A 26,357-nucleotide genomic window follows, 5' to 3' on the forward strand; every position below is an offset into this window, starting at 1 on the left:
ACTTTGTCCGGCTTCGTATTGTTTTATACTCCTTTCAAAACCTTCAAGCACATGTGCCGGAAGCTTTTCAGGCTGTGGCTCAAACTGAACTTTTAAAGCTTTTAGGACGGCTTTAACGGTTTTCAATTGTTCCGGGCTATCCGGGTGTATCAGTATCGATTCCATATAAACAAATATACAAATGTGTGCCTGTTTATTCAAGGCATATTTTTACAAATTCAACCCGGGGAAATCCATTAATTCCCCGGGTTATTTTTATAATCCGCAAGCCTTTTTTCTATTCTTGCTGCTTCTTTGTCGCGCTCAACAGGATCGGCAATATAGTCTATGATGCGCAGGTCCTTCGGGTTCGATTCCTGGGTGACCTTCGCCGCAAAGGCCCGTTTTGTAAAGAAATCGCCTATGTTCACATCGGGCAGGTTTTTGTTAATGGCAGGCACATTAAGTGAAGCCATGAGCGGGAGGCATTGTTTGTATTTTAGCCAGCAAACGGGTTGTACGCCCACGCTATCGCCATTGCTTAACCTCACAATGGTGAGCGGGGCTATGCCGATGATCTGCGTCTCCACCTTTTTGGTTTGTTTGTTTAGGTAAACTACCTCCTTAATTCGGTATGCCGCCAGGTTATCGGGGTTATATGGGTCCACAACTTTTTTTGTGCCAATCCTGTTCCCGTCAGCGTCAAATTTGTCAACCGTAACGGTATTATTGGCCTTAGCAAGTGCCTGGGCTGCAGTCAGTTTTTTACCAAAGGGTTCATCGTTAACGTTTTGCGGAGTCGTCAGATCGTCGTATGCGGTTAGTTTTTGTTGCCTTATGCCTTTTAGCAAGGCGGCAAAAAGTGAATTGCCCGGCGTGCATAAAACCAGGTTTTGCGGTACTTTCAGGTCGATCTCCCTGGTATAGCTGTGGTAGAATTTCAAATTGCTGTTACCCGGTAGTGAAGGTTTAGCTTCGGTTGTTTTAGAGGGGGCCCTACCGGCAACTTTGGCCGTCCTAACCGCTTTTGATGTATCGTTAATGGCAGCATACCTTACTGTATATGCCGTACCAAACATAGGGTGTAACAAAACCGGGCAAATAGCCGTAATGATAAAAGCAAAGGTTTTCATTTTTGGTGTTTAAGTTAATGCCTAATGCAAGGCGGTATTAATTATTTGATTAAGAGCATAATACATTCGCATAATGCCAAGTATTGATATTATAATTCAGAAGAAAACGTATTTTTAATGTTATTCTTACTATAAAAACGAACAAGATGTAACATTTATTTAACTACAACATATTTTTTATCAAAACATTGTTTTAGTTTCGCCCCTGTTAAAATTAAATTAAACCTCCACATTTTAACCCCGTCTAATTTAACATTGATTGACCAAACATTGGCATTATTTAACAGTGTTTATTTTTTTTTCGATTACGGCTATCTATGTTAAACAAAAACTTCTTTTTTCCGGTTAAATTACTTTCGATTATTATTTGTTTTGGCCTTATCTGCAACAGCGGAAACCCTTACGACAGGTTAAAAAACGGCGATATTACTGGCTGCGCGTTCTATAATTCCGATTCGTACACCATTATAAAATTCAAAGATGTAAATCTGGCCTATACCCGGTGGAGCGGCATACCGGGCGGTACCAACGAGTATAAAATTGAAGAATATAATATCGCTTATTCTTATTACAAACAGGGCATGGGCGGTAGCATAAACGGGATACCTTTTATTATTTTGATTAAAACCGTCCAAAATAAACCTGTTTACTACCTGAGTTATAAGGGTGTATCGTATTATTTTAACGAAACTTACAGCGAATAAACCGGTGCCTGACAACAACTTCAAACGTTGTTATCAGGTTTGTACCATCCCGTGCCTGGCTTTTAAATACCCCTATGCAAAGTGTTTTTATTTTTCCAACATCCGAAAAAAAAGCGTATATTGTAAGGAATGGTGAGCGGTTATCCGTTTATGGACAGTGTGCGAAAAAGCATGTATTTTTTTCTTACTTTTTCCCCCCTGCCTATCTTGGTCGCGGTTATCGGATGGATAGGAGGTAAAGAAATTTGCATGGCGATTTTAAAGTCCGCTCTCCCGATAGCTATCGGGATGGAGAGGATTTAGGTGAGGCTGTTATCGCTTGTTACGTTGTTTTGTTTGCATGAAGAAAATATCCATATCCTTGTTTTTATTGTTGTTGTACCTTTCGGGATACGGGCAAAAAGTAGGGCTGGTTTTTAGCGGCGGCGGGGCCAAGGGTTTGGCGCATATCGGGGTTTTAAAAGCCCTGGAGGAGAACCACATCCCGATAGACTATATTGTGGGCACATCGATGGGTGGCGTGGTTGGCTCCCTATATGCGGCAGGCTATTCGCCCGCTCAAATTGAGCACATGGCTGTAAGCAGCAATTTCCAGGATTGGGTGAACGGAAAGTACCGTAGCGATTACAGCTACTTTTTCCAGAAAAAACCTGAAAACCCATCAGTTATTGCTTTAAAGTTGGAAATAGACAGCGGTTTTCAGGCAAGGTTTCGCTCCACACTGGTTAACGATGTGCCGCTTAATTTTGGGTTTATCGAATTGTACACCCAAGCATCTGCAAAAGCCAAAAACAACTTCAACAACCTTTTTGTACCTTTTAGGTGCGTAGTGGCCGATGTGTTTTCGCAAAAGGTGATAGATGTTGACCATGGCAGCCTGGTGGAAGCTGTGCGCGGCACCGTAACCGTGCCGATGATATTCAGACCGATAAAGGTTGACGGACGCTATGTGTTTGACGGCGGTTTATACGACAACTTCCCCGTCGACATTATGAAACAGGATTTTAAGCCCGATTTTATCATCGGCTCAAACGTATCATCAAAAACCTTTACAGATTATCCGAAAGACAATGATGACAAATTAATGGGCCGCTTGTTGGTGTACATGTTCCTGTCAAAATCAGACAGCACCACTATCGGCAAAAATGGCATCTATATTCAGCCTAACCTCGCGGGATATAGCACAACAAACTTTGCGCCTGTTGCCGCAATGATAAAAGCCGGGTACGATGCCACCATTGCCGATATGCCGCGCATAAAAGCAGCCATATCACGCCGTAGCGATACAACCGAACTCGATAAACGCCGGCAGGAGTTTCAAAAGGCGGACGGTGAAGTTATCTTTAAAAACATCATTGTGAACGGCGTCGATTTTCAGCAAAAAAGGTATGTGGAGCGTATGTTCCGCAAGTTTGATAATGAACCCATTACCTTGAGCGACATTAAGGATAGTTATTACCGGCTGGTTACAAACGATAATTTTGAGACGGTTTATCCCCGCATTGTTTATCACCCTACCAACAATACATATGATTTTGAGATTGACGTAAAATCGAGCAAAAACTTCAAGGTTGATGTGGGCGGACTGGTATCGAGCAGACCAATCAGTTCGGCGTACCTGGGATTGCAGTATGATTACGTAAACCGTAACGCTTTTACTTTAGGTGCCAACTTTTATTCGGGCAGGTTTTACGAATCGGTACAGGGCACTTTGCGCAGCGATTTCCCCAACCGGTTGCCTTTTTATCTGGAGGGCGAGTTTACTTATAACAATTGGGACTATTTTGACACCAATGATATTTCGGTACAGAAAACCAGCCCCGTTTACGTACAACAAACGGATCGTAAAATAGCGTTGAAAGCCGGGGTGCCGGTAGCCAATAACGGAAAAATTGAAGTGCTGGCCGCTTACATCAACACCGGCGATGACTATAGCCCCAACAATACTTACCAAAACGGCGACACCTTGGATATCAGCAGGTTTAGTGGCTTTAAAACAAGTATAGCATTTGAAAAAAATTTGCTAAACCGCAAGCAATACCCCAACAAAGGGAATAGCTACTATGTGGGCTTGCAATTTTTTAATGGCACAGAAAGCTATCTGCAAGGCAACATATTGCGCATTGGCCCATTGCCCGAAGTTGACGCTAAACGCCAATGGCTGGTAGCCAAAATAAGCAACGAAAATTACTTTTTAACTACTAATAATCTAAGCTTAGGCTATCGATTGGAAGGCGTGATTAGCAACAAACCACTGTTCAAAACTTACGAAGAATCGATATTAACAGCGCCTACATTTTATCCGATTCAAGATTCGCGCACTTTGATTTTACCTAACTTTAGGGCACAAAGCTATAGCGCAGGCGGGTTGATCAGTGTACTAACACTTAGAAAGAACCTGGAGTGGCGCAGCGAAGGTTATCTTTTTATCCCGATACAAGGCATTGTCCGTAGCGGCTTGCAAGATGCCAGTTATACCAATATTTTGGGTTCGAACAAAATTGCGGCGAGCACTGGCTTTGTTTATCAGAGTTTTGTAGGCCCGATTAGCCTGAGTTTTAACTACTATGACGATGACCAACAACGCTATGGTATCATGTTCCATGCGGGGTTCCTTATTTTTAACAAACGTGCCCTCGAATAAGCTTTTGATATGAAAAAATACCTTTTACTAATCTGTGTTTTAATGTTTTTGGCGTCATCGGCTTTCGCCGATAATGTACAGATCAAAAACTTCGCCGTAAAGGAAAACCCTTTTGGAAAAGACGAACTGGCCATTGTAGCAACCGATACAGCCGGTGTGATACAGGAAGATGTTAACGGCACTTTCAAGTTTTCGATAAATGGGTTTGACGAAGATTTGGCTTTTGACAATGGAACCGCTTTTTATCATAGAAAATTGAACAAGTCGAGCTTTTTATATGTAAAACATAGCGATGAGGCGGGTTCCACCAGCACTTTGTATTACATTTTTAAGCAAGACAACAAACTTACCCCAATCCGCATAAGTTGGATAGTATTGATAGCAATACCCTGCATATTGATATTATTGGGTTACATGTTCAGGAAACTGATTATTTTAGCCGTTGTATTGTTTTGCCTGTTCATATATTTCAACCACCACAGCGGGCTTGATATTGGTACATTCTTCGAAACTGTGTTTGATGGGGTGAAGCATTTGTTTTAGAAAGTTGTTGAGTGGCGATGACGCCGGAACAATTATTAACCTAACAACTAAAACGGTAAGCCAATGCCAAAATTTAACTGCATAAAGTTATATCCCTCGCCATTTGCTGTATAATAAGCATTTTTGAAGGCGCCGGCGTGTATCAGTTCATTAAAATGATTGATGAGTACCCATTGGTCCGACCCGTTAAATTGTGGGTCCTTAAACTTAAATGCGGCGTCGAGCCGAAAGACGAAGAAAGCCAAATCGAACCGTAGGCCTGTGCCTACCCCGATTGCCGTCGACTGGAATATATTACTGAAGTTAAAGGTACCGTTCGGGCTATCTGTTTCAGGTTTTAAACGCCAAACGTTGCCAAAATCAGAGAAAAAGGCACCGTTCAACTTGGCACCAAAAAAGTTGTTTAATATGGCGTACCGGTACTCCAAGTTGCCAACTATCTTGATTTCGCCAAATTGGTCAAGATATTTAAGCCTCGTCCTGATAGAATCGCTGGCATAAGCCGTGGCCCTGTTAAACTGGCCGGGGCCAAGTGTACGCGGCAACCACGCCCTAATGTCGTTTGCCCCGCCCACATAAAAATTCTTTTCAAATATCAACTGGCTGCTGTTGCCATAAGGCAACCCAATACCCGGATTTATTCGGAATATAAAAGCACGCTCGCCACCAAAACTACGATAAAACCTCAAATCAACTTCAGCTTTGGCATACTGGGCAAAAGTTTGGCCCAATATGGTATTTTCGCCCATAGTATCTTTTGGCGTGTTGAACACTTTCGACAAAAGAGCAAGCGAATTGCCGCCAATATCAAGTGCCCCCCGAAGGTACGTGAACGAACTGGGCGTAAACAATTTATTGGCATTAAGCTGAAAGGAGTATTGGCTACCCGACGTAAAAATTGTTCGGTTGATCAAAAATACGTAAGAGTGGAGGCCCGCTGCTTCCAGTTCGTTGCGGGCAGCAGGGTCAACAATACCTTTGGAAAACTCAATATCGATTGGTGTAAACGAATGGATCTTGTTTGGGGCCTTGGCCCAATCGTAGGTGATGGAGTTGATCAAACTTTTGCGCGATACCAACCCTTCCTGGAAAAACAACTGGTAGTTTGTTGAAAAGGTTGTGTGCGGTACGGCGTACTTTGACGGTATTGGTAAATTAAACGGCGAAATAATTGTGGGATAGATCAAACTCGCTCCTGCTTTAAAATCCTGGTTTTGAATAGTCCCTTTGTCATCAAACAAAACGCTCCAACTTAGCTTTACCTGTAATATTTCGGACCCTCTAAATAAGTTGCGATTGGTGAAAGTATTGTCCAAATTAAAACCTTTTTGCCCGCTGTTAAGGCTACTAAAAATATACTCGCCCTCTACCCTATCCGAAAAATGTTTCAAAGGTATAATGTCTATGCGGCTGTTAAGCCGGTTGGTACTGTCGGGGGTTTTAGTATAGGTGGGGTTAGGCACATTTCTGAAAACGTTCAACTCCGACAATCGGGCAGTGGTTAAACTCTGTTTATCAATGTTGTAGGTATCCCCTTTTCGCTGAAATATATAATCCGTTATAGGGTAAGGTTTAAACTTATGCGAATAGTCGATAAAGGTAAACTGAGAGTCGGCACGCATAGTATCGGGCTTGCCAATGGGGCGTCCGTTGCTGTTCGATATTACCACCTCGGTATTGTTTATTTTAAAAACCGGATGCTCAGCTTTACCATCAGGGTTGTCTATAAACAACACTACATTGACTGCGTTTTTTACACTATCCCATTCAAAACGACCGTATTGCCTGTAATACTCATAATACCCGTTTCTTTTCATCAACTGGTATATCTGGTCGCGGGCATAAGTTAAGCTGTCCTTATCAAAGGGCTTCCCGGCATTTATATAATTGAACGTGCCCTTATTGGCATTATATAACGCTGCAACCTTTTTATCGGCTATACTGTCTTTAATTGTTGTGATGTGGTACAAGCGGCCTTCATTTGCAGTGAAAGTGAGTTCGGCCCGTTTGTTCTTCACTTTTATTGCACTCTCCACCTTCATGTTCAAAAAACCTTTGGCGTTCAAAAAGCCCTCTATTTGGGCGCGCGAAAACTCAACAAGGGCAGTATCCAAAATCCTCGGTGCTTCGCCTATTTCGTGCTTGCCTTTTTTATTGAATACTTCATAAAACTGTAGGTTAAGCCAATTATTGGGCTGCTGTAGTTTATCTACATAGTTTTCGGCGGCAAGTTGGTATTGTTTATCAACACCTTTGAGGGTTACTTTACGCACCAATGCCTGGTTTGGCTTCAATATACGGGTCAAACTACAGCCGGTAGCTGTAATGATAATAATAATACTTAAAATTGTAAGGCGATAAATATCAGACCGGGTGTATGCTTTCAAAATCTCAAATCAGTTTACTAAAATCCTTACAACAAAAAAAAAACAGGAAAACGCATGGCCTATTTTTGGTTGAGGGTATCAAATCGGTGAAGGAGTTCGCTCATTCGGCTTATCACATCGAAACCATTTACCATACCCCTGCTTCTGCATCAAAAATGCTGAATTTATCACAAAAAATAAACTTTCATGAAACTTCGGCCGCCAATCTCGAAAAATTCAGCAGTTTAACTACCCCGCAAGAAGTAATTGCCATCGTCAAAATCCCTCAGTGGCCTGTTCTTTCAACAAAACAACTTACAAAAAGTTTTTCATTGGTTTTAGATGGCATACAGGATCCCGGCAATTTGGGCACTATTATCCGTACGGCAGACTGGTTTGGCATCGACACCATCATCTGTTCAGAAGATACGGTAGACGCATATAACCCAAAGGTAGTGCAGGCAACCATGGGTTCGCTTTCGCGGATAAATGTGCATTACGCTGATATCTCATCATTAATAAAAACTACCAAATTACCTGTTTTTGGGGCTTTGCTTGATGGAAAAAGTATTTACGATACAGATTTTGGCCCCGAAGGATTGATTGTGATGGGCAACGAAGGCAACGGCATAAGCCCCGAAATTGAGGCCTTAATACAAAATCGGGTAACCATACCACAGCGCGGCAAAGCCGAATCATTAAACGTTGCCATAGCTACTGCCATATTCTGCTCGGAAGTGTGCAGAAAAACGTTTAAATAAAAAATTGTAAGCCATTAAATAATTGCTATTTTTGCAATCCAAAATAGGGTCGGGTGGCCGAGTGGCTAGGCAGAGGTCTGCAAAACCTTTTACAGCGGTTCGAATCCGCTCTCGACCTCAGGGATTAAAAGAACATTAAAAATTAAAGACATGGGTGTTACACGTTTAAAAAGGAAAGATAGGAAAAACAAAACAACCTCGCGTTTAGAGGTTCAGCATTTAAAACTGGCTACAAACCTGGAGTTTGGCAGCCGTTCAAAAGAATCGGCTAAAAGCCAGGTTTCGTTGAACAACGAAGTTTTAGCAAAATTAGAAGCAGGTAAATAAGCCTCTTCTTCAAATAGTTATTGAATCCTGTTGGCTTAGGCCGACAGGATTTTTTTGTTGATCCGGCCGATAAGCGCGGGTCCTTCATAAATAAAACCGGTATAAAGCTGTATCAGGGATGCTCCTGCATCGAGTTTATCCAAAGCATCTTGGGCCGAATGTATGCCTCCCACCCCAATGATCGGGAAGGAATGGTTCGATTTTTCGGCAAGGTAGCGTATCACCTCTGTCGATCGTTCTGTCAAAGGCTTTCCGCTTAATCCGCCGGTTTCAGCCTTAAGCCCGGCGTCACTCTTCAAATTTTCCCGGCTTATTGTTGTGTTGGTGGCTATAACACCCGCAATACCTGTCTCCTGAACTATTTCTACAATATCATCCAGTTGGCTATCCGTTAAATCGGGCGCAATCTTTAACAGGATGGGGCGCTGAGTACCATGTTGCATATTCAATTGTTGCAGCGTGTTCAAAATATGCTTCAATGGTTCCTTCTCTTGCAGTGCGCGCAGGTTAGGGGTATTAGGTGAACTGACGTTCACCACAAAGTAATCAACTACTTCAAACAAACCGTTAAAGCATTTGATATAGTCGTTTACAGCTTCTTCGTTCGGGGTTACTTTATTTTTGCCGATGTTACCGCCTATGATCAGGCCGCTGTCGTAATGTTTTGAGCTGCGATAATCTTTTATGTTTTGAGCCGCCACTTCAACGCCCTTATTGTTAAACCCCATCCGGTTAATGAGTGCCCCGTCAGTCGGCAGCCTGAACATGCGCGGCTTATCGTTGCCCGGCTGCGGCAATGGCGTTACCGTGCCTATTTCAACAAAGCCAAAACCAAGATTTGCCATCTCGGTAATCCCTTCTGCATTTTTGTCGAAACCAGCGGCCAAGCCTACCGGGTTTTTAAATTTCAGTCCAAACACCTCGCGCTCCAAGCGCTTGTCCGTAACCTGCCATACCGCCCGACTAACAGCCGCGCCTCCCGGAAAACGGTTGAAGCGTTTTAAGTTACGGGTTACAAAATAGTGCACCTTTTCGGGGTCGAATTGAAACAAGACGGATTTAAGGAGTTGATACATGCCGCGAAGTTAGCAGTTTTTTGATGAATGGGTTTTTGTACATATCTTAGTTTCAAAATAAACCAATGATCAGCCTGTTTAAAAATTCGCGACGCACTTTTATCAAAAACTCATCTGCAGCGTTAATCGCTTCTTTGGCCATTCCCGAGATTGTTTCGAGCGCTTTTGCAGTAGCTAAACCAAAAAAGATAACCATACAGGATGGCGATGTGATACTTTTCCAGGGCGACTCCATCACCGATTGGGGCCGCTCGCGCACGCAAACCGACGCCAACGTGAGTGCCGGGCTGGGCACGGGTTATCCCATTTTTGCAGCAGGCGAAATACTCAACAAAAACTTCGAAAAGAACCTTCAGATATTTAACCGTGGCGTTAGCGGCGACAAGGTATTTCAACTGGCCGACCGTTGGGATAAAGACTGTTTGGATATTAAACCTAACATTCTGAGCATTTTGATAGGCGTTAACGATTTCTGGGCCATCGCGAAGCACGGCTATACCGGCACTATCGATACCTATCGTAACGACTACGTGAAACTGATAGACCGTACAAAAAAAGCCTTGCCTAATGTAAAGCTGATTATTGGCGAACCTTTTGCTGTGATTGGCGTAAAGGAGGTGGACCTGAAATGGTACCCTAAGTTTAACGAATACCGTCAGGTTGCTCGCGAAGTGGCTGAAAAGAATGATATCACTTTTATACCTTACCAAACCATATTCGATGAGGCTGTAAAAAAAGCCCCGGGTTCGTATTGGACTATTGACGGTGTTCACCCAACAATTGCCGGCGCAAGCCTGATGGCACACGCCTGGCTCGAAACTGTTAAAAGCTAACCTTTACACAACTTATGTTTTTTCAAAACTCCCGCCGTAACTTTATTAAAACCGCCGCTGTTGGTACACTGGCATCGTTAAGCATACCTCAAATTGTCGCAGCGGCAAGCGCATCATCCAAAACCAGGAAAATTAAGCTCGAGAAGGATGACGTCATCCTTTTCCAGGGAGATTCGATTACCGATGCCGGTCGCGATAAAGCCACGCTTACTGCCAATACCCTTAAAGCCCTCGGCACCGGCTATGCCTTTTTAACTACCGCTGACCTGCTAAACAAAAACCCGGACAAAAATCTGTCCATCTATAACCGGGGCATCAGCGGTAACAAAGTTTACCAGTTAGCCGACCGCTGGGATGTTGACTGCCTGAGCCTGAAACCTAATGTAATGAGCATTATGATAGGCGTAAACGATTTTTGGCATACTTTGACCAACGGTTATACCGGTACTGTTGAGGTTTACAAGAACGATTACATCAAACTATTAGACCGTACCAAAGCGGCCTTGCCCGATATAAAGCTCATCATTCTCGAACCTTATTTTGTGAACGGAATACGGCCCGAGGAAGCCAAATGGCACCCGACATTCGACAGCTACCAACAAGTAGCCCGCGAGATAGCGGAAAAATACCAGGCAACCCTGATACCGCTACAGAGCATGTTCGACGAAGCCGTCAAGCAAGCTCCGCCAAAATACTGGACACCTGACGGTGTGCATCCCAGCATGGCCGGAGCGAGCTTGATATCGCATGCCTGGTCAGACGTAGTAAAAAGTTAAATACACCTTACAAACAATGATATACAGAGATTTTCAGGACGTTAAGATAGCCGAGGTTGGCATTGGCACCTGGCAACTGGGCAGCGCCGATTGGGGCGTAGTGAACGAAGAAGATGCCTTCAAAATTTTGAGCACCTACGTTAACGAGGGCGGCAACTTTATCGATACAGCCGATGTGTACGGCATGGGCGTGAGCGAAAGCCTCATCGGCAGGTTTTTGAAGACTACAGACAAGCAAGCCTACGTGGCCACTAAATTAGGCAGGCGCAGCGATGGAGGCCCATGGCCACCCAAATACACCTACGACCTGTTAAAGCGCCATGCCGAAGACTCGCTAAAGCACCTCGACATACCCCAATTGTTTTTGGAGCAGCTACACTGCATCCCGACCGAAGAAATGCGCAAGGGCGAAGTATTCAACCATTTGCGCAAGCTACAACAGCAAGGGCTTATCAAGCACTTCGGAGCCAGTGTGGAAACATCCGAAGAAGCGCTCATCTGTTTGGAGCAGGAAGGGTTGGCATCGCTGCAAATCATCTTTAACCTGTTCCGCCAGCATGTGGCTGATGAGGTGTTCGAAAAAGCGGCCGCCAAGGGCGTGGGCATTATTGTGCGTGTACCCCTGGCCAGCGGTTTACTTACCGGCAAGTTTAGCGAAGACACCCACTTTGCACCCAAAGATCATCGTAACTACAACGCCAACGGCGAAGCCTTTAATACGGGCGAAACGTTCTCGGGCATCGAATTTCAGGAGGGTGTGCGTTTGGCCAATAAGATAAAAGGCATGTTGCCCGACAGTCGGATGCCACAATGGGCTATCCGCTGGATATTGGACCACCCGCAGGTAACCACCGTTATCCCCGGCGCGTCAAAAGTGCTGCAGGTTTATGGCAATATCGAAGCATCCGATTTGAAACCCCTATCTCCCGAAATACATAAAGCTTTGCGGGAGTTATATGATGAGGAGATCAAACCGAAAATAAGAGGACATTATTGATCGATGTAAGATGGAAGACGGAAAATGGAAGATGTAACTATACTTCAAACACATCTTCCATCTTACATTTTACATCTTCCATTATTTATTTCATCTTACATTATTATTTAGCCGGTCCAAAAAATAAGGCCTTCAACTCCGTAGCGTCATCAGCTTTCATCCTGCCTGCCAATACCAGGCGTAATTGCCTGCGACGCAATGCGCCATCGTATAGTTTTTGGTCTTCTTCGGTAACGGGTTGCAGTTCGGGTACCGATACGGTTTTGCCGTCGGCATCCAAAGCTACAAAGGTGTAGTAGGCTTCATTGCTCTTCACCCTCCTGCCCGAAGGTATATTTTCGGCCCAAACATCCAGCCTAACCTCAACCGAGGTATTGAAGGCCCGGGTTACTTTCGATTCGATGCTCACCACGTCACCCAGTTTAATAGGGTGTTGAAAGGAAACATTATCCACCGAGGCTGTTACCACGTTACGGTTACAATGCTTTTGCGCGGCAATAGCCGCCGAAATATCCATCCAGTGCAGCAAACGACCGCCCATCAGGTTGTGCATGGTATTGGTATCGTTGGGCAATACCAGTTCGTTCATTATGGTGTGCGATTCCTGTGGTGTCTTTGATTTCATTGCCGTTTAGTTATTTGGTTACTAAGTTATTGGTTATTAAGGTCATTTTGAGAAAAGTTATTTAAGATATTGAATGATCGGCAAGTAACCCAATAACTCAGTAACTCAATAACCTACCTCTTTGCCGAATTGATCTGCCTGAAACCAACCAGTTCCTCATACCGCACACCGGTACGGTGCAGGTAAACCAATAGCTGGTAGTCATTCTCGGTATCAAAATATGAACCTTCAAATTGTATTTCGTCAGGCACTTTGGCCTTTTTATCTACCCAGATGTACTCAAAATCATAAACACCCTGCTTCAAATACAAATTGGTGTGAAACCTGCCTTTAACCGGATCAAAGTCCATCTTGTTGGCATCGGTCAGCTGGTAATCGTTAAACTGGCCAACAATATATGCAGATCCTTCGGCATCGGTCTTGTTCCCGGCAAGGCTAAAATATACATGCGCGTAGTCGGCATCGGTAACCGGGTTACTGCCATCCTGGTTCAGTATGTAAAAACTGCCGTTATTATCGTACTGAAAAGAGTAATTAGCCTGATTCCGGCTCGGGTCGCCTAACAGCATAACCGTATTAGCGGTATCCCGATAAATACGGCCTACCCTTTCTGAGTTCAACCGCAGCGAGCGCAGGTCGAAATGCCTGAACTCATTTCCTGCGCTAAATTGGTTGGTAACCACGTCATTATAGATCAATTGGTTGCCCCTGATAAACTGCGGACTCGTGTTCATCTGCTCCTTGTCCGTCCGGCCATTTTGCATCACCAGCACGCGTATATCGGTAAAGGGGTTTTGAACCTGTAACGCACCATCATTCAGTTCAAAGTTTATCTTTTGGTCCGTCAGCCGTGCACTGTTGTCATTCGGACTGGTGATCTCCGCCCTCACACCTACCTTAGCGTCCACCACGTAAAAGCGGTGTGTTAGCACCAGCTTGTTTTGGTCACCATCTTCATACACCTTCAAAATGTAATTGCCCGAAAGTTTTGGTGTGATGTTGCGATTGGGGATGCTAACCTGGTAATGTGTATACTTTTGAAAGGTATTGGTCGAGTAACGATAGTCCGTCAACCGGTCTTCGCTAAAGTTCTCTAAGTATTCGCTCGGCGACAGGTTCGATGTATTCCAGTCGGCACTGCAATGCTCAACCGTATAATAGTAGTTACGTACCCCACCGCGCAGGTCGTCAAAACCCAAAACCACCCTGTCATTCGAGCCAAGTGCGTAAATCGGGAACGAGCCTTCTTTGGTCCCATTGTATAGCTCTACCGTCTTTATCGGGCTTTGGTAAACATGGTTATCGTATTGCTGCGCATAACTATCTGTTATACAAAACAATAACAAAAAAAACAAGCCTATTTTTACCATTTTAGTTTATTGCCCCACTTAAGCAAGGGGGGAAAAAGTAAGAATTAATCAAATGTCATGCTGTCCGTTAGCTAACGGATCAGCACCCCATCATTAAGGTAACCGACTTGCATTTTCGCGACCTGCCCGCAGAGATTGCTTCGTGCCTCGCAATGACATAACGGACGTAAGGGGGGAAAAAGTAAGACATTTTTCACACATCTTCCCAAGCCGTTGTTGGTGTTATCACCAACAACTCAAGCCTCAAGTTCCAATATCTGCCCCGCCAAAACTTCCCAATCATCCTGCACTTTAACCAGCTCCGCTTTCTTCGCCGCATAAGCCGCGTTCACCTCTTTGGCTTTTGCCGCATCATTATAAACTGCAGGTTCGGCCAATTTATTTTCCAAATCCTTTATTTCTTTTTCGAGAACTGTTGTGCGCTCTTCCATGCGGACAAGGTCGCCGTTCAGCTTCTTCAAAGTTTTTGCTTTATCGTCCGATGGCTCATGATGTTTAACAACCGGCTTAGGCTCTTCCTTTTTTGGTTGTGGTGCGGGTACAGCCGCCTTTGGTTCTAACTTACGTTTGGCCTGCCATACCTCGTATTCTGCATAGGTGCCAGGGTAAATTTTTATTTTATGATCCTCGATGAACCATATTTTATTGGCGATATTATCCAAAAAGAACCTGTCGTGCGATACCGCGATGAAAGTGCCTTCGTACTGCTGCAGCGCCTGTATCAATATGTTTACCGATTGTATATCCAGGTGGTTGGTAGGCTCATCCAGTATCAAAAAGTTGGCATCTGCGGTCAGGGCTTTGGCCAGCGCCACGCGCGATTTCTCGCCACCCGACAATACCTTTATCTTTTTGAACACATCATCGCCTGTAAACAAAAACGAACCCAGTATTGAGCGTAACTCTGTATCGGTATGTTTTGGTGCGAAGGATTGCAGTTCGGCCAATATCTCGTTCTCCAAATGCAGCGATTCCAATTGGTGCTGCGCGAAGAAGGTTTCGGTAACATTATGGCCGGTTACCATCGTACCTTTAAAATCTTTATCGGCATCGGCAATAATACGCAACAAGGTCGATTTACCCTTACCGTTGGCACCGATCAGAGCTATCTTATCCCCTTTTTCAATCACCGCTTCGGCATCTTCTAAAATATCGATAGCGGGGTATTTCTTGGTGATATGCTCCAATGTGATCACGTGCCTGCCGGACTGCTTGCTGAACCTGAAGTTGAAGTTTACCGATGGGTTATCATCGTCCACATCTTCCACACGCTCCAGTTTGTCGAGCATTTTGATACGCGATTGCGCCATCTTAGCTTTTGATGCTTTGGCGCGGAAACGCTCAATTAAACGCTCTTCCTGGCGTATTTTGGCTTGCTGATTTTTAAACTCGCCTTTTTGTATCTCGCCGCGCAGAGCTTTTTCTTCCAGATAGAAAGAATAGTTACCCGCGTAAACGGTCAGTTTGCCCTTACGGGTCTCCACCGTGCGGTTGATCACCTTATCCAAAAACCACCTGTCATGCGATACGATCACAATCGCGCCTTCAAAGGCTTTCAAATAATCTTCCAGCCATTGTATGGATGGTAAGTCCAGGTGGTTAGTAGGCTCATCGAGCAGTAAAATATCTGGTGCCTGTAACAGTATCTTGGCCAGCATCACGCGCATGCGCCACCCTCCCGAAAAGGTGCTCAGCTTACGTGCGCAATCCTCTTCGCTAAAGCCAAGGCCCGCCAAAATTTCGTGTGCTTTATATTCGATGTTATAACCGTCGAGCGCTTCAAACTCGTGCTGTTTGTCGCTCAGTTTATGTAAAACATCTTCCGAGTAATCTGTTTCCAGTTTCTTTAGCAGTTCTTCTATCTCGTGGTGCAATATGTTTTGGCGCTCAAAAGCCTCCATGGCCACCTCAACAATGTTCTTGTCGGATGAATATGACAATAGATCCTGGTTAAGGTAACCCATCGTCAGGTCCTTAGCCTTGGATATAGTGCCCGAAGTAGGTTTATAGTCGCCTACTATAATTTTTAAAAGGGTGGTTTTACCGGTGCCATTGGCGCCGATAAGGCCAATTTTTTCACCGGGTTTTATGTGCCAGTTTGCCTCATCATACAGGGCCCTCGCACCTATCTCGAACGTCAGATCATTAATCGCTATCATTTGCCGCAAAGGTACGGTTTTTTGGGCAAAATGCCCAAAAAGTTCATGGTTAATAGTTGATAGTTCATGGTAAGACAAGGTTCATTTGCAAGTAGTTCTATAGACTATCCGTTGAACCATGAACCATGAACCATGAACCATGAACCATGAACCATGAACCATGAACCATGAACCATGAACCATGAACCATGAACTATCTTAAGCTTTCAGCTCTTCTTTCAAAATATTAAGCGTAACATCCGTCACATTCCCATAAAAGCTCACGCCCGATGCGCCGTTTTTCAGGGCTACGGCTATCCCCTGCCGCAATTCGTCATCGCTTTTAAAATCGGGCAGGTACAAGCCTGCATACAGCGGGAACGCGCCTGCCAAAAAATGGACACCTTCGGCCACAGCATCGCCTATCCAGCTTACTTTTTCTTTGTAAAAACCGTGATAGGTCATGGGGCACACGCCGTCCAATTGCCAGTTGGTCCAGTCTTGCCGCACATTTCTCCGGGCAATTTCGGGTGTAGGGAAAACCGCCGCAGTAATATGTTTTTTATGCTGTTTGGCTATAGCCGATATGCCGTTTACGATCGCCGTGATGTTGTTATACCTGAACAGGCGTAACGACAAGCTCGCCTCCGGGTACTGTATATCGGCAATATCGTAACCGTACTGCGCTTTAAACTTGGCTTTGCACACATCGCAATAGCAAAAATCGTATTCGGGCAATTCCTTGGTTTGCTCAATATGGTAATTGGCCCATAGGTTAACGGGAAGTATCACATCACAATAACGCACATAATCCAGGTGTATGCCGTCAACATAATCCTTACTCAAAATATCTTGCGCCTGGCTTTGCAGGTATTGGTGTACTTCCTCCCGCGAAGGGCACAACCAGCGGTAATAGTTCACATAAGGCGGGTGGTCGGCACACGAGTCGCCATTACGACTGCAGGCATACCAGTCGGGATGGGTAGTCAGCAATTCCGCCCGGTTCATCGTCCATATCCAGCGGTGCGCCTCAATGCCGTGTTTTTTTGCGGTGCGGAAATGCCGTTCGCTGTCATTCTCAAAAAATATCCCGGTAATACCCGCGGCTTTAAAGTTGGCGTAGCGGGTTTCAAGCTCGGCGTCGGTATCCTTCAGGTTGGGGTTTATCCAGACCCAATTCTTTACCTTCCGTTTTTTTACACGCGGCGCGGCCTTTGCCGTTTCCGGCAAATTGGCGGCTATACAGGCCATCAATCCCGCTTTTAAAAACTCGCGTTTGTTCATTTAACCGTCTTTGTTTGCTGCACAAAACCATCCTGGTCAATATGGTAACCAACACCGCCCTGTTGCGACACAAACACCATAAACTGGTGCGCGGTTGCTTCCATGCTCAGCGTATTCAGCAGGTTACCAATTTTCACCTTACGGGATACTATGCCCAGTTGCTTTAAAGATACGGCATAACGGTGATATTTATCGAACCATTGTTTTTGTTTGTAATAGATAAGCCAGAGATACTTTTTTTGCTGTTCGCTGTAAGGCAAAACAAACGCAACAGGGCCATCCTGTTTGGTGAACTGCAGGTAGCCCCACCTTTCGGGATAATGCATATTGACCACCCCCTGTGCCGACCATACCCAGTTATGCTCCGGCAAACGGTGCCCTTTATCATCCGTTAAACGGATGTTCCTGCCATTCTCCACCTTCGTATCCCACTCCACCCGCGAAAAATTGATGCGCCACACCTGTCCGTCCACCGGTATCTGCACATTATCGCCCAAACTCAAATCGCGGAACGGGATGGCCATTTCAACCGTCCAGCCCTGATCGGCATCAGCCGGGTTGTTCAAGGTTCCATCCACCTTCACCGCCGACCTGAGCCCCGAAAGGTTAAAGGGTATCAACGCGCTGCCGCCGTTGCGGTAAGGCTTGGCCATATACAGGTCGAAAACCGTATTGAGGGCATTAAACTCAATTTCATAATAATGGTGCGAAGTACCGTCGGGATTGACGAATACCTCAAAATCGTTATCATTAAAAATAACCTGGTCGTGCTGTTTAAGCGTAGCCCAAACCTGCGGCTCGGTCAAATGCGCGGCAATATACAGGCAGGTATCGCCCCAAAGCATTTTTACCTGCGTATTATATTTTGGGGATGGCCGCAAGCTACCTTCAATATCGGTAAAGCTGCTTGTCCATTCGGCTTGTTGCCAGGCAGGTTCGTTCATGTCGCCATCAATAACAATGGCGCTGTTGATATGATGCACTACATAACTCAAGGGCGGTGTAAATAAACTCTCAAACCCTTTAAATATGCTTTGCGCGAAAACATCGTCGCTTGCCAAAAAAACCAGGCAAACAACAAAAAAAAGCTTCTTGCTTCCGGCTTCAAGCTTCATGCTCAACTCCCCATCTCCACTATCTTATCAAACTCTTCCTTTTTAAGGGCGGTTACCGAAAGCCTGCCAAGTTTCACTATCTGAATATTGGCCAGGCTTGGCTCAGCTTTTATTTGGGCAAGGGTAACGGGTTTCTTAAGGGGTTCAACAGGCGCGAGGTCTACTGCCAGCCAGGCGGCATCATCGGTGGTGGGGTCCTGGTAGCTTTCTTTAACAACCCTAGCAATGCCCACAACCTCCTTACCTTCATTACTGTGATAAAACATCACCAGGTCGCCCTCGCGCATATCGCGCAGGTTGTTGCGGGCCGTGTAATTGCGCACGCCATCCCAATGGGTGCGGCCATCTTTGTTGAATTTTTCCCAGCTATATTTTTCAGGTTCCGATTTTACGAGCCAATAGTTCATGTTGTAGATTTTGATGGGCTAATTTATGGAATTTGTTGTGAATTTAGTTATTGGGTTATTGAGTTACTAAGTTATTGGAAAGGATAATACTGACCGTGAGTTAACTAATAACAAAAAATGAGCGCAGGCCTTGTCGCAACGGAGCGGGCCAGGCGTATGGCGGGAATGACGGTTTAGCCGTACTGAGTGGAGCATAGCGGAACGGTGCGGCGTTAAGAACCGTCAGGGCGGGCCGGGCAGCAGCGTTGCGACTTGATTTTTGGTTACTTTTCATCAAGGAAAAGTAACTAAGCCTGTCGCGGCTATGAGCGACCCGATAAAGCTCATTGTGCCGTAATAATTCGTTACCTTTCTCAGGGATTGCCGCGTCGTGCCGATAGAAGCACTCCTCGCAATGACATATTTAACACACTATTTTTTTAACTCCCTCAACTTTTCAAACAACCCTTTCTCCTCCTCACTCAAACCCTTCGGCACCTGTATCACCACCCTTACATAAGCATCGCCACGCTCATCGGTTTTGCCAAAAACTGGCATGCCCATGCCTTTCAAACGAAAAGTTTTATGACTATCCGTTCCCGCAGGTATAGGCATCATCACCGCTTTGTCGATGCTTTGAACTGATATCTTACCACCCAAAATGGCCGTGTAAATGTCTAAAGGCTGGTCAAAGTACAGGTCGTGGCCTTTTACTTCGTAGCGTGGGTGCGGCGCCAAATGCACGGTAATGAGCAGGTCGCCTGCCTCGCCGCCGGCGTAACCCGGGCTGCCTTTACCTTTTAACCGCAATACCTGCCCTTCGGCAGTGCCGGGTTTAAACTTGAGGTTCAGTTTGCTTCCCTCCAGCGTTACCTGCTTTGATACCCCGTGAAACGATTCTTCGATTGTAAGCGTAATGGTGCCTTCCTGGTCCTGCCCTTTACGGGTTTGCGGCGCACGCTGCCGGGCACCGCCAAAACCCGCCCCGCTCCCAAATATCGATTCAAAAAAACTCGAAAACTGCCCGCCATCGCCATAAAAGCTGCTGGTATCAAAACCCGCCGGGCCACGGCCACCGCCCTGGTTGGCATATTGCTGATGCGCCTGCCAGTTTTCGCCCAATTCATCATATTTTTTGCGCTTCTCGGGGTTGCCCAATACTTCGTTGGCCTCGTTTGCTTCTTTAAATTTTTCTTCGGCGGCCTTGTTGCCCGCGTTTTTATCGGGATGGTATTTTACGGCAAGCTTGCGGTACGCCTTCTTGATCTCGTCGGCCGATGCGTCCTTTTTTACGCCTAATATCTTATAATAATCCTTATAGTCCACGGTTGTTGGTTAACGTTTGTTTCAAACTCAAATTTACGATTAATAAAACTATCGGGATAAGCTTTATATCATCTTTTGGTTTGCTTTATATCAATATTTATTTTTACCTTTAAGGTATAATTGTCAAACCTACATTTTCATGAAATTCAAGTTGATTCCCTTTTTGGCCATGTTACTGGCTGTAAATTACTTTGCGCATGCACAAACACCTGCAGCCGCACCTGTTGTCTTAAAAATTGATGCAAGCAAAGTAGTGGCCAAAGTGAGCCCTACCCTATACGGTATCATGACGGAAGAAATCAACCACTCGTACGATGGCGGCCTTTATGCCGAACTGGTGCAAAACCGAATTTTTAAGGACGACCCTGCAACCCCGGTACATTGGTCGTTAACTGGAGCCGATGGTACCGGCACCATGACTATGGACGATACCCAGCATATCAGCGACACACTTACGGTATGCCTTAAGCTTAATGCTATAAAAGCTGACGGAAAAAACCCGGTGGGTATAGCTAACGATGGTTATTGGGGCATCCCTGTAAGACCTAAAACCACCTATCATGCCTCATTTTATGCCAAAGGCGATAATGTGCCCCTAACCGTAAGCCTGCAATGCAATGATGGCATAACACTGGCAAGCGCCATCATGAACAAACCCATCAGCACACGCTGGCAAAAATACAGTGTAACCATTACTACCGATGCGGATGTAAAGCCATCAGCCAATAATAAACTGGTGATATCCACATCAAAACCGGCCATTTTATGGTTCAACCTGGTGTCGTTGTTCCCACCTACATATAAAGACCGTAAAAACGGCAACCGTATTGACATTATGCAAAAACTGGCCGATTTGCACCCCACATTTTTGCGCTGTCCCGGCGGCAACTACGTGGAAGGCAATAGTATGGCCACCTTTTACAACTGGAAAAAAACCGTTGGCGATCTATCTGTACGCCCCGGGCACCCCGGTACCTGGAAATACCGCTCGAGCGATGGCTTAGGTATTTTGGAGTACATGGAATGGTGCGAAGATCTGAAGATACAACCAGTACTCGCCGTATTTGCAGGGTATACCCTAAATAAAGAGCATGTTGACCCGGAAGGCCCCGAAATGAAACGATTTGTTGAAGATGCCCTCGATGAAATTGAATATGTGAGCGGCGATATCAATACCCCGGGAGGTGCGATGCGGGCTTTGGATGGCCATAAAGAACCTTTTGCCCTCACTTATGTGGAAATTGGCAACGAGGATAACTTCGACCGTTCGGGTAGCTATGATGGCCGCTTTGCACATATGTACGATGCCATAAAAGCAAAATATCCCAAGCTGCAGCTCATTGCCACAGCGAAGATAAACAGCCGTAAACCCGACCTGTACGACGACCATTACTACCGCCGCCCGCAGGATTTTGAAAACGATACCCACCACTATGATGCGCACGACCGCAACGGGCCCAAGATTTTCGTTGGCGAATGGGCTTCGCGCATCGGCAACAATGTGCCTACACCCAATTTGGAATGCGCCCTTGGCGATGCTGCCTGGATGACGGGGATGGAACGCAACACCGATTTGATTCTGATGGCCTCCTACGCGCCGCTCTTTGTAAATGTAAACCCCGGTGCCATGCAATGGCGCATCAACATGATTGGTTATGATGCCATGAACAGCTATGGCTCCCCATCGTACTATGCGCAGCAAATGTTTTATCAAAACATTGGCGATGCGGTAATTGGCTCAGATATCAGCGGTATCCCCGATGTGCCACACATTGCTGCCCCACCCCGCCGCGACCCAAATGCCACCACACCGCCCCCGCCGCCTCCTGCGCCAACAACAATGCCGTCATTAAGTTATACCGTTACCAAAGACACCAAAAAAGGCATCATTTACCTGAAAATGGTAAACATTATGGGCAGCCCCCAAACCGTGCAGATTAGCTTAAACGGAGTAAAAGAAGTAGCACCTGAGGGCACAGCCATCACGTTATCAGGCAATCCCGAAGACACCAATACCATTACCGAACCTGAAAAAATAATACCCGTAACCACCACCATCAATGGATTAAATACAAATTTTAGTTATACCTTTGCAGCCAACTCAGTAACTGTATTACAGTTACATACAAAAAATTAACAGTGGCTAAAAACCATATTAATACATCGCACGTAAACTTAGCGATGTATTAAATATGTGCAGGTTATGAAGAAATTTCTTTACGCTTTCTTGATTGTGTTATTTGCCGGTGTCATTTTCGGTTTTAACTATTTAAAACGCCGGAAAGAAGAAATCAGGATTTACCCACTAAGTCCGTATGCAGATAGCATAAAGTTCACAAAAGATGAAGACGTGAGCAAGGAACGGCGTAATGGCATCCAAATCAGGTTTTTTTTGTTTGACAACGATGCAGATTACAGTCCGATGTCGAAAGACAAAATGGACGTGTACATAGTTAAATATCTGCGCAAAGAGTTAAAGGAACATAAGGCCATTTACTTTACATTTTACAAATCCACCACGCTCGACCAGGATGGCCGCTATACACTTAACGACCTTAACAAAACCCATTTAGCCGACAAGTATGCCGAGTACGAGTACATCAACGGTGAACTCTTCAATTTCGATTTTTACAAAGATGGTGAGTACTACGAACCACCCCCAACCGCCGACCCAAACAATTAACACGTTCTCCCGATTTTTTTATCGCCCAAAAGCATAGTTTAGCGGTTTCAATTTAAACAATGGGCAATCTTGTCATTTCCATCAATAACATCACGGTACGCAACCTGGAGCAAACGCTCTTTAAAAACTTATCCTTCGAAGTAAAAAAAGCCGAACACTGGGCCTTGGTGGGCGAAAGCGGCTCCGGAAAAAGCGTCCTGTTGCAAACCATATCGGGCAAGTTCAATATCGTTGGGGGGCGCATACATCATTTTTATCATGAAAAGTTTATCCAACAACATAACATAAACGACCCCAATTTAACCTTCCATAAACTGATTGCATCAGTATCGCCAAGGCATCATTTCAGGAACCTGTCCAATACAAGTGATTTTTACTATCAGCAACGCTTTAATTCTTGCGACTCGGAAGATGCCCCTACGGTTGATACCTACCTCTCGGCCATCCGCCCTGTTGCGAATAGTAATCCGGTTTGGGACTTCGAAACCACCATTGAAAAACTAAGGCTTGGCCCGCTTCGCGAGAAGCAACTCATTAAACTATCCAACGGCGAAACCAAACGCCTGTTGATTGCTGCCGCACTGTTAAAACACCCGGTTTTACTCCTGCTCGATAACCCGTTGACCGGGCTCGACGTACAAAGTCGGGTCTGGTTCAACCGCTTACTGAACGAAATAACTGAGTCGGGAATTACTGTAGTGTTGGCCACGCCACCGTTTGAAATACCCGATATCATTACCCATGTCGCTGTCCTGCATCAGGGTGCAATCGTCAATACCATGACCAGGGACAAATTTAATCCGACAATGGTTAATGTACCTGCGGTAAAACCCGTTGATATGAGTGAATTGAACCAACTGCTTTCGTTAAACCCGGTAGCTCGTTTTGACGACATCGTGTATATGAAGAATGTGAACATCAGCTATGGCGAAAACCGGGTTTTAAGTAATGTAAACTGGCAAATTAAACAAGGTGAGCATTGGGCCTTGCTTGGCGCGAACGGTGCCGGTAAATCAACATTGCTCAGTTTGATAAATGGCGATAACCCACAGGCATACGCCAATGATATTGTCCTTTTCGACCGTAGGCGCGGCACCGGCGAAAGCATCTGGGACATCAAAAGCAAAACAGGGTTTGTATCCCCCGAATTATACCAATACTTCCCTACCGATAATACCTGCCTGCAGGTCATCGAATCGGGTTTTTATGATACATTGGGATTGTTCAGGCAAAGCAGTCCGCAAAAGGCGGCCATCGCTTTACGTTGGATGAAACTATTGGAGCTCGAAGCCTATGCTAACAAACCATTAAAAGGCATATCGGCAAGCGCTCAGCGCTTATGCCTGCTCGCCAGGGCATTGGTCAAAAATCCTGTGTTGCTCATATTCGACGAACCCTGCCAAGGCCTCGACGCGCACCAGCAACTCCATTTTAAACATTTGGTAGATGCTATTTGTACATCAGGCAAAACAACGCTCATTTACGTTACCCACTACCAGCACGAGATACCCGACAGTGTTAACCTGATGCTAAAATTGGACAAAGGACGAGTAGTTGAAGTATAGCTTAATTGTATTTGTAAAGATGCGGGTTATAGCCAACCTCGGGTTTATAAAAATCTTTAAACCGTTTTTCAAATTTATCAAAGCCGCCAAATACCTTGCCGAGCGCATCCATAGTGGTTTGACCTTGCTGCATCTGCACTAAAATACGCTGCAGGTAATCGATATCGAAATTCACAAAAAAATAAACTATGCAATACGACATGGCATACACATAAGGGCGCTTGTCGTGGTCAGCAAAATCGTGCGGACTGTAGTCAAAAAAGGCTTTCAGGTTAAATTTCCCGTCGTATATCATATCTTTTACAAAATTGATATATGGTATATTGGGCGTATAAAACACTTCCCCTTTTTGGATGATCAGGTTACTAAACAACGTGGCGACACCCTCGTTTAGCCATTGCGGCGAACGTTTATAGTTGTTCTCCAATATACAATGGCTGGTTTCATGAATCAAAACACCCATAAACCTATCCGATTTATAAACATGTACCCTGTTGTCGACTGGTGTATAAAAACCATCGATAAAGGTAGTATTTAAGCCATTTTTTTGAACAACATTGTAAGCCTTTAAATTGCCATACAAATCGATATTGACCACACAACTATCGTTTTTACGTGTATCGAAAACGGTATTGTAAAACTTGACCTCAAAAGCGGCTATTTTGCTGTAATAGGCCATATCCTCTTTCGAAAGGTAGCTGTCTATCGGGTTGACCTTAATGATTTGAGCTTGAGATACGATAGAAGATAAGAGTAGGCTACCCGATATTACCAGGCGCCTTGCAGGTAACGAGATGCCCGATAACCATAACCTGAAAAAAACGGGCAGCCTTTTCAATCCAATTAAAACTTATACCGTAAGGTAATGGATGTTACGTTAAAAAAACCTTTTAATGTGCTTGTAGCTTTCGATTGAAAACCATCCAGATATAGGCTATTTACTTCACTGAACTGAAAGTTAGGATTAAGCTCCACTTTGTCCGTGCCCCATACACCCGGCAAATCGATGTAGGTACCAAGGTCAAATGTATAGGTTGTATAATTACCCTTTGGTTGCGGGCTTCCATAAGCTGTTGTAACAGAGGGATTGTAAATAAATTTTATATTGGTCGATATCTGGCCCATGCCAAACCCTATGTAGGCACGTTTAACCGCATCCATAAATTGGTTGCGCGAGTCAAAATTATTGAGCAAACCGACACCTGCCCTTAGCTCTATGTCGACAAACGAGTAACTGTCTGTACTTGATTGATAAAAAATTCGTTCTTAGTGTCCTGTCCAACCAGTTTACTAAACTGAAAATCAGTACCAATGCTAAAATACGGGTTAAAGGCATAATCTATATCACCCACAAACCCAACACTTGGAGGGTTGCTTGAATAATGGGTCATCAGCGTGCTCACTCCTATGCCGCCTCCAATACGCAAGCCTGTAGCGTTTTTTCCGTAATAATAATCGATTTGGCTAAATGCCGACGACAGAAAAAACAATTGCGTAAAGACAACAAGGCATAAAGTGGTAACAAATATCTTGTATCGTGTAAAAACCGCAAATTGTGATTTCATAAAGTAGCTTAAGTTTGAAAACGTAATATTAGCACAAATTGTTATAATTATGACAATTTTTTGCTCATTAAGTTTAAAAAAGGTCAACTTATTTCAATATTGATAATTATTTAAAAGATAATTAATATAACCGCAATGTAATCAACCTAAACTTAATTATA

The 26,357-nt window shown here is 44.8% G+C and carries 25 protein-coding genes and 1 tRNA gene; 12 read left to right on the forward strand and 14 right to left on the reverse strand.

Annotated features, from left to right (window positions below):
• Window positions 1-165 (reverse strand): DUF2683 family protein (locus tag QZX97_RS19030; RefSeq protein WP_363151705.1); only part of this gene is annotated, 165 nt, incomplete at its 3' end.
• 71 nt (window positions 166-236) lie between these two features.
• Window positions 237-1,112 carry a hypothetical protein gene (locus QZX97_RS01240; RefSeq protein ID WP_295650612.1) on the reverse strand — a complete coding sequence of 292 codons (876 nt, stop codon included), beginning with the start codon at window positions 1,110-1,112 and terminating at the stop codon, window positions 237-239.
• 317 nt (window positions 1,113-1,429) lie between these two features.
• On the opposite strand from QZX97_RS01240, the gene QZX97_RS01245 reads away from it, so the two are divergent.
• The 3 genes from QZX97_RS01245 to QZX97_RS01255 all read left to right on the forward strand — a co-directional run bounded on the left by QZX97_RS01245 (window position 1,430) and on the right by QZX97_RS01255 (window position 5,003).
• Window positions 1,430-1,816, forward strand: a complete 387-nt coding sequence (locus QZX97_RS01245; RefSeq protein ID WP_295650615.1) for a hypothetical protein — start codon at window positions 1,430-1,432, stop codon at window positions 1,814-1,816.
• 340 nt (window positions 1,817-2,156) lie between these two features.
• The gene (locus tag QZX97_RS01250; RefSeq protein ID WP_295650617.1) at window positions 2,157-4,460 is read left to right on the forward strand and encodes a patatin-like phospholipase family protein; all 2,304 of its coding nucleotides are present in this window, start codon (window positions 2,157-2,159) and stop codon (window positions 4,458-4,460) included.
• A gap of 9 nt (window positions 4,461-4,469) precedes the next feature.
• On the forward strand, window positions 4,470-5,003 hold the full coding sequence (locus tag QZX97_RS01255; RefSeq protein ID WP_295650619.1) for a hypothetical protein: 534 nt from the start codon (window positions 4,470-4,472) through the stop codon (window positions 5,001-5,003).
• 47 nt (window positions 5,004-5,050) lie between these two features.
• On the opposite strand, the gene QZX97_RS01260 is transcribed toward QZX97_RS01255, so the two are convergent.
• Entirely contained in the window at window positions 5,051-7,390 is a 2,340-nt protein-coding gene (locus tag QZX97_RS01260) for a BamA/TamA family outer membrane protein (protein WP_295664041.1), read from the reverse strand.
• On the opposite strand from QZX97_RS01260, the gene QZX97_RS01265 reads away from it, so the two are divergent.
• The 3 genes from QZX97_RS01265 (at window position 7,381) to QZX97_RS01275 (ending at window position 8,457) form a co-directional block, all read left to right on the forward strand.
• Entirely contained in the window at window positions 7,381-8,130 is a 750-nt protein-coding gene (locus tag QZX97_RS01265) for an RNA methyltransferase (protein ID WP_295650624.1), read from the forward strand. The two genes, QZX97_RS01260 and QZX97_RS01265, sit on opposite strands and share 10 nt — an antisense overlap.
• Window positions 8,131-8,177: 47 nt before the next feature.
• A tRNA-Cys gene (locus QZX97_RS01270) sits at window positions 8,178-8,248 on the forward strand.
• Between the two features lie 32 nt (window positions 8,249-8,280).
• Entirely contained in the window at window positions 8,281-8,457 is a 177-nt protein-coding gene (locus tag QZX97_RS01275; RefSeq protein WP_295650627.1) for a spore protein, read from the forward strand.
• Window positions 8,458-8,492: 35 nt separating this feature from the next.
• On the opposite strand, the gene QZX97_RS01280 is transcribed toward QZX97_RS01275, so the two are convergent.
• Entirely contained in the window at window positions 8,493-9,533 is a 1,041-nt protein-coding gene (locus tag QZX97_RS01280) for a quinone-dependent dihydroorotate dehydrogenase (RefSeq protein WP_295664044.1), read from the reverse strand.
• Window positions 9,534-9,598: 65 nt separating this feature from the next.
• On the opposite strand from QZX97_RS01280, the gene QZX97_RS01285 reads away from it, so the two are divergent.
• Genes QZX97_RS01285 through QZX97_RS01295 form a run of 3 tightly spaced genes read left to right on the forward strand, consistent with a single transcriptional unit; the run spans window position 9,599 to window position 12,139 of the window.
• Window positions 9,599-10,366, forward strand: a complete 768-nt coding sequence (locus QZX97_RS01285) for an SGNH/GDSL hydrolase family protein (RefSeq protein WP_295650632.1) — start codon at window positions 9,599-9,601, stop codon at window positions 10,364-10,366.
• 14 nt (window positions 10,367-10,380) lie between these two features.
• Entirely contained in the window at window positions 10,381-11,142 is a 762-nt protein-coding gene (locus tag QZX97_RS01290; RefSeq protein ID WP_295650634.1) for an SGNH/GDSL hydrolase family protein, read from the forward strand.
• A 16-nt stretch (window positions 11,143-11,158) separates the two neighbouring features.
• The gene (locus QZX97_RS01295; RefSeq protein WP_295650636.1) at window positions 11,159-12,139 is read left to right on the forward strand and encodes an aldo/keto reductase; all 981 of its coding nucleotides are present in this window, start codon (window positions 11,159-11,161) and stop codon (window positions 12,137-12,139) included.
• Between the two features lie 103 nt (window positions 12,140-12,242).
• On the opposite strand, the gene QZX97_RS01300 is transcribed toward QZX97_RS01295, so the two are convergent.
• From QZX97_RS01300 to QZX97_RS01330, 7 genes are all read right to left on the reverse strand, one after another.
• Window positions 12,243-12,764, reverse strand: coding sequence for an acyl-CoA thioesterase (locus tag QZX97_RS01300; RefSeq protein ID WP_295650638.1), 522 nt, complete (start codon window positions 12,762-12,764; stop codon window positions 12,243-12,245).
• Window positions 12,765-12,877: 113 nt separating this feature from the next.
• Complete coding sequence (locus QZX97_RS01305; RefSeq protein WP_295650641.1) at window positions 12,878-14,134, reverse strand: DUF5103 domain-containing protein; 1,257 nt, start codon at window positions 14,132-14,134, stop codon at window positions 12,878-12,880.
• A 236-nt stretch (window positions 14,135-14,370) separates the two neighbouring features.
• Window positions 14,371-16,293 carry an ABC-F family ATP-binding cassette domain-containing protein gene (locus QZX97_RS01310; RefSeq protein ID WP_295650643.1) on the reverse strand — a complete coding sequence of 641 codons (1,923 nt, stop codon included), beginning with the start codon at window positions 16,291-16,293 and terminating at the stop codon, window positions 14,371-14,373.
• 198 nt (window positions 16,294-16,491) lie between these two features.
• The gene (locus QZX97_RS01315) at window positions 16,492-17,556 is read right to left on the reverse strand and encodes a family 10 glycosylhydrolase (protein ID WP_295650646.1); all 1,065 of its coding nucleotides are present in this window, start codon (window positions 17,554-17,556) and stop codon (window positions 16,492-16,494) included.
• Window positions 17,553-18,671: a carbohydrate-binding family 9-like protein gene (locus QZX97_RS01320; protein WP_295650649.1), complete on the reverse strand. Its 1,119-nt coding sequence runs from the start codon at window positions 18,669-18,671 to the stop codon at window positions 17,553-17,555. Before QZX97_RS01320 ends, QZX97_RS01315 begins: the two co-directional genes overlap by 4 nt.
• 2 nt (window positions 18,672-18,673) lie before the next feature.
• Complete coding sequence (locus QZX97_RS01325) at window positions 18,674-19,078, reverse strand: EVE domain-containing protein (RefSeq protein WP_295650651.1); 405 nt, start codon at window positions 19,076-19,078, stop codon at window positions 18,674-18,676.
• Window positions 19,079-19,489: 411 nt separating this feature from the next.
• Window positions 19,490-20,383, reverse strand: a complete 894-nt coding sequence (locus QZX97_RS01330) for a J domain-containing protein (protein ID WP_295648674.1) — start codon at window positions 20,381-20,383, stop codon at window positions 19,490-19,492.
• Between the two features lie 139 nt (window positions 20,384-20,522).
• On the opposite strand from QZX97_RS01330, the gene QZX97_RS01335 reads away from it, so the two are divergent.
• The 3 genes from QZX97_RS01335 (at window position 20,523) to QZX97_RS01345 (ending at window position 24,631) form a co-directional block, all read left to right on the forward strand.
• Window positions 20,523-22,520 carry an alpha-L-arabinofuranosidase C-terminal domain-containing protein gene (locus QZX97_RS01335; protein WP_295648676.1) on the forward strand — a complete coding sequence of 666 codons (1,998 nt, stop codon included), beginning with the start codon at window positions 20,523-20,525 and terminating at the stop codon, window positions 22,518-22,520.
• A 66-nt stretch (window positions 22,521-22,586) separates the two neighbouring features.
• Window positions 22,587-23,066, forward strand: a complete 480-nt coding sequence (locus tag QZX97_RS01340; protein WP_295648679.1) for a hypothetical protein — start codon at window positions 22,587-22,589, stop codon at window positions 23,064-23,066.
• Between the two features lie 59 nt (window positions 23,067-23,125).
• Window positions 23,126-24,631: an ATP-binding cassette domain-containing protein gene (locus tag QZX97_RS01345; RefSeq protein ID WP_295648682.1), complete on the forward strand. Its 1,506-nt coding sequence runs from the start codon at window positions 23,126-23,128 to the stop codon at window positions 24,629-24,631.
• 1 nt (window position 24,632) lies between these two features.
• Here QZX97_RS01345 and QZX97_RS01350 read toward each other — a convergent pair whose 3' ends face one another.
• The 3 genes from QZX97_RS01350 to QZX97_RS01360 are packed head-to-tail and all read right to left on the reverse strand — an operon-like array spanning window position 24,633 to window position 26,196.
• Window positions 24,633-25,469, reverse strand: a complete 837-nt coding sequence (locus tag QZX97_RS01350) for a hypothetical protein (RefSeq protein WP_295648685.1) — start codon at window positions 25,467-25,469, stop codon at window positions 24,633-24,635.
• A gap of 5 nt (window positions 25,470-25,474) precedes the next feature.
• Window positions 25,475-25,792, reverse strand: a complete 318-nt coding sequence (locus tag QZX97_RS01355) for a hypothetical protein (protein ID WP_295648688.1) — start codon at window positions 25,790-25,792, stop codon at window positions 25,475-25,477.
• 53 nt (window positions 25,793-25,845) lie between these two features.
• Window positions 25,846-26,196 (reverse strand): hypothetical protein, encoded by a 351-nt coding sequence (locus QZX97_RS01360; protein WP_295648691.1) that lies wholly within the window; start codon window positions 26,194-26,196, stop codon window positions 25,846-25,848.
• Window positions 26,197-26,357: the final 161 nt, after the last annotated feature.

It is taken from the genome of uncultured Mucilaginibacter sp. (assembly GCF_903893715.1).
GTDB lineage: Bacteria > Bacteroidota > Bacteroidia > Sphingobacteriales > Sphingobacteriaceae > Mucilaginibacter.

Excerpts from the sequence above, each read along its gene's own strand:
- QZX97_RS01265 (WP_295650624.1), top strand. The coding sequence starts at position 7,381 with ATGCTTTCAAAATCTCAAATCAGTTTACTAAAATCCTTACAACAAAAA.
- QZX97_RS01310 (WP_295650643.1), bottom strand. The coding sequence starts at position 16,293 with ATGATAGCGATTAATGATCTGACGTTCGAGATAGGTGCGAGGGCCCTG.
- QZX97_RS01250 (WP_295650617.1), top strand. The coding sequence starts at position 2,157 with ATGAAGAAAATATCCATATCCTTGTTTTTATTGTTGTTGTACCTTTCG.
- QZX97_RS01240 (WP_295650612.1), bottom strand. The coding sequence starts at position 1,112 with ATGAAAACCTTTGCTTTTATCATTACGGCTATTTGCCCGGTTTTGTTA.
- QZX97_RS01300 (WP_295650638.1), bottom strand. The coding sequence starts at position 12,764 with ATGAAATCAAAGACACCACAGGAATCGCACACCATAATGAACGAACTG.
- QZX97_RS01245 (WP_295650615.1), top strand. The coding sequence starts at position 1,430 with ATGTTAAACAAAAACTTCTTTTTTCCGGTTAAATTACTTTCGATTATT.
- QZX97_RS01255 (WP_295650619.1), top strand. The coding sequence starts at position 4,470 with ATGAAAAAATACCTTTTACTAATCTGTGTTTTAATGTTTTTGGCGTCA.
- QZX97_RS01340 (WP_295648679.1), top strand. The coding sequence starts at position 22,587 with ATGAAGAAATTTCTTTACGCTTTCTTGATTGTGTTATTTGCCGGTGTC.
- QZX97_RS01290 (WP_295650634.1), top strand. The coding sequence starts at position 10,381 with ATGTTTTTTCAAAACTCCCGCCGTAACTTTATTAAAACCGCCGCTGTT.
- QZX97_RS01355 (WP_295648688.1), bottom strand. The coding sequence starts at position 25,792 with ATGGATGCGGTTAAACGTGCCTACATAGGGTTTGGCATGGGCCAGATA.
- QZX97_RS01295 (WP_295650636.1), top strand. The coding sequence starts at position 11,159 with ATGATATACAGAGATTTTCAGGACGTTAAGATAGCCGAGGTTGGCATT.
- QZX97_RS01345 (WP_295648682.1), top strand. The coding sequence starts at position 23,126 with ATGGGCAATCTTGTCATTTCCATCAATAACATCACGGTACGCAACCTG.
- QZX97_RS01315 (WP_295650646.1), bottom strand. The coding sequence starts at position 17,556 with ATGAACAAACGCGAGTTTTTAAAAGCGGGATTGATGGCCTGTATAGCC.
- QZX97_RS01325 (WP_295650651.1), bottom strand. The coding sequence starts at position 19,078 with ATGAACTATTGGCTCGTAAAATCGGAACCTGAAAAATATAGCTGGGAA.
- QZX97_RS01335 (WP_295648676.1), top strand. The coding sequence starts at position 20,523 with ATGAAATTCAAGTTGATTCCCTTTTTGGCCATGTTACTGGCTGTAAAT.
- QZX97_RS01275 (WP_295650627.1), top strand. The coding sequence starts at position 8,281 with ATGGGTGTTACACGTTTAAAAAGGAAAGATAGGAAAAACAAAACAACC.
- QZX97_RS01360 (WP_295648691.1), bottom strand. The coding sequence starts at position 26,196 with ATGAAATCACAATTTGCGGTTTTTACACGATACAAGATATTTGTTACC.
- QZX97_RS01305 (WP_295650641.1), bottom strand. The coding sequence starts at position 14,134 with ATGGTAAAAATAGGCTTGTTTTTTTTGTTATTGTTTTGTATAACAGAT.
- QZX97_RS01280 (WP_295664044.1), bottom strand. The coding sequence starts at position 9,533 with ATGTATCAACTCCTTAAATCCGTCTTGTTTCAATTCGACCCCGAAAAG.
- QZX97_RS01285 (WP_295650632.1), top strand. The coding sequence starts at position 9,599 with ATGATCAGCCTGTTTAAAAATTCGCGACGCACTTTTATCAAAAACTCA.
- QZX97_RS01320 (WP_295650649.1), bottom strand. The coding sequence starts at position 18,671 with ATGAAGCTTGAAGCCGGAAGCAAGAAGCTTTTTTTTGTTGTTTGCCTG.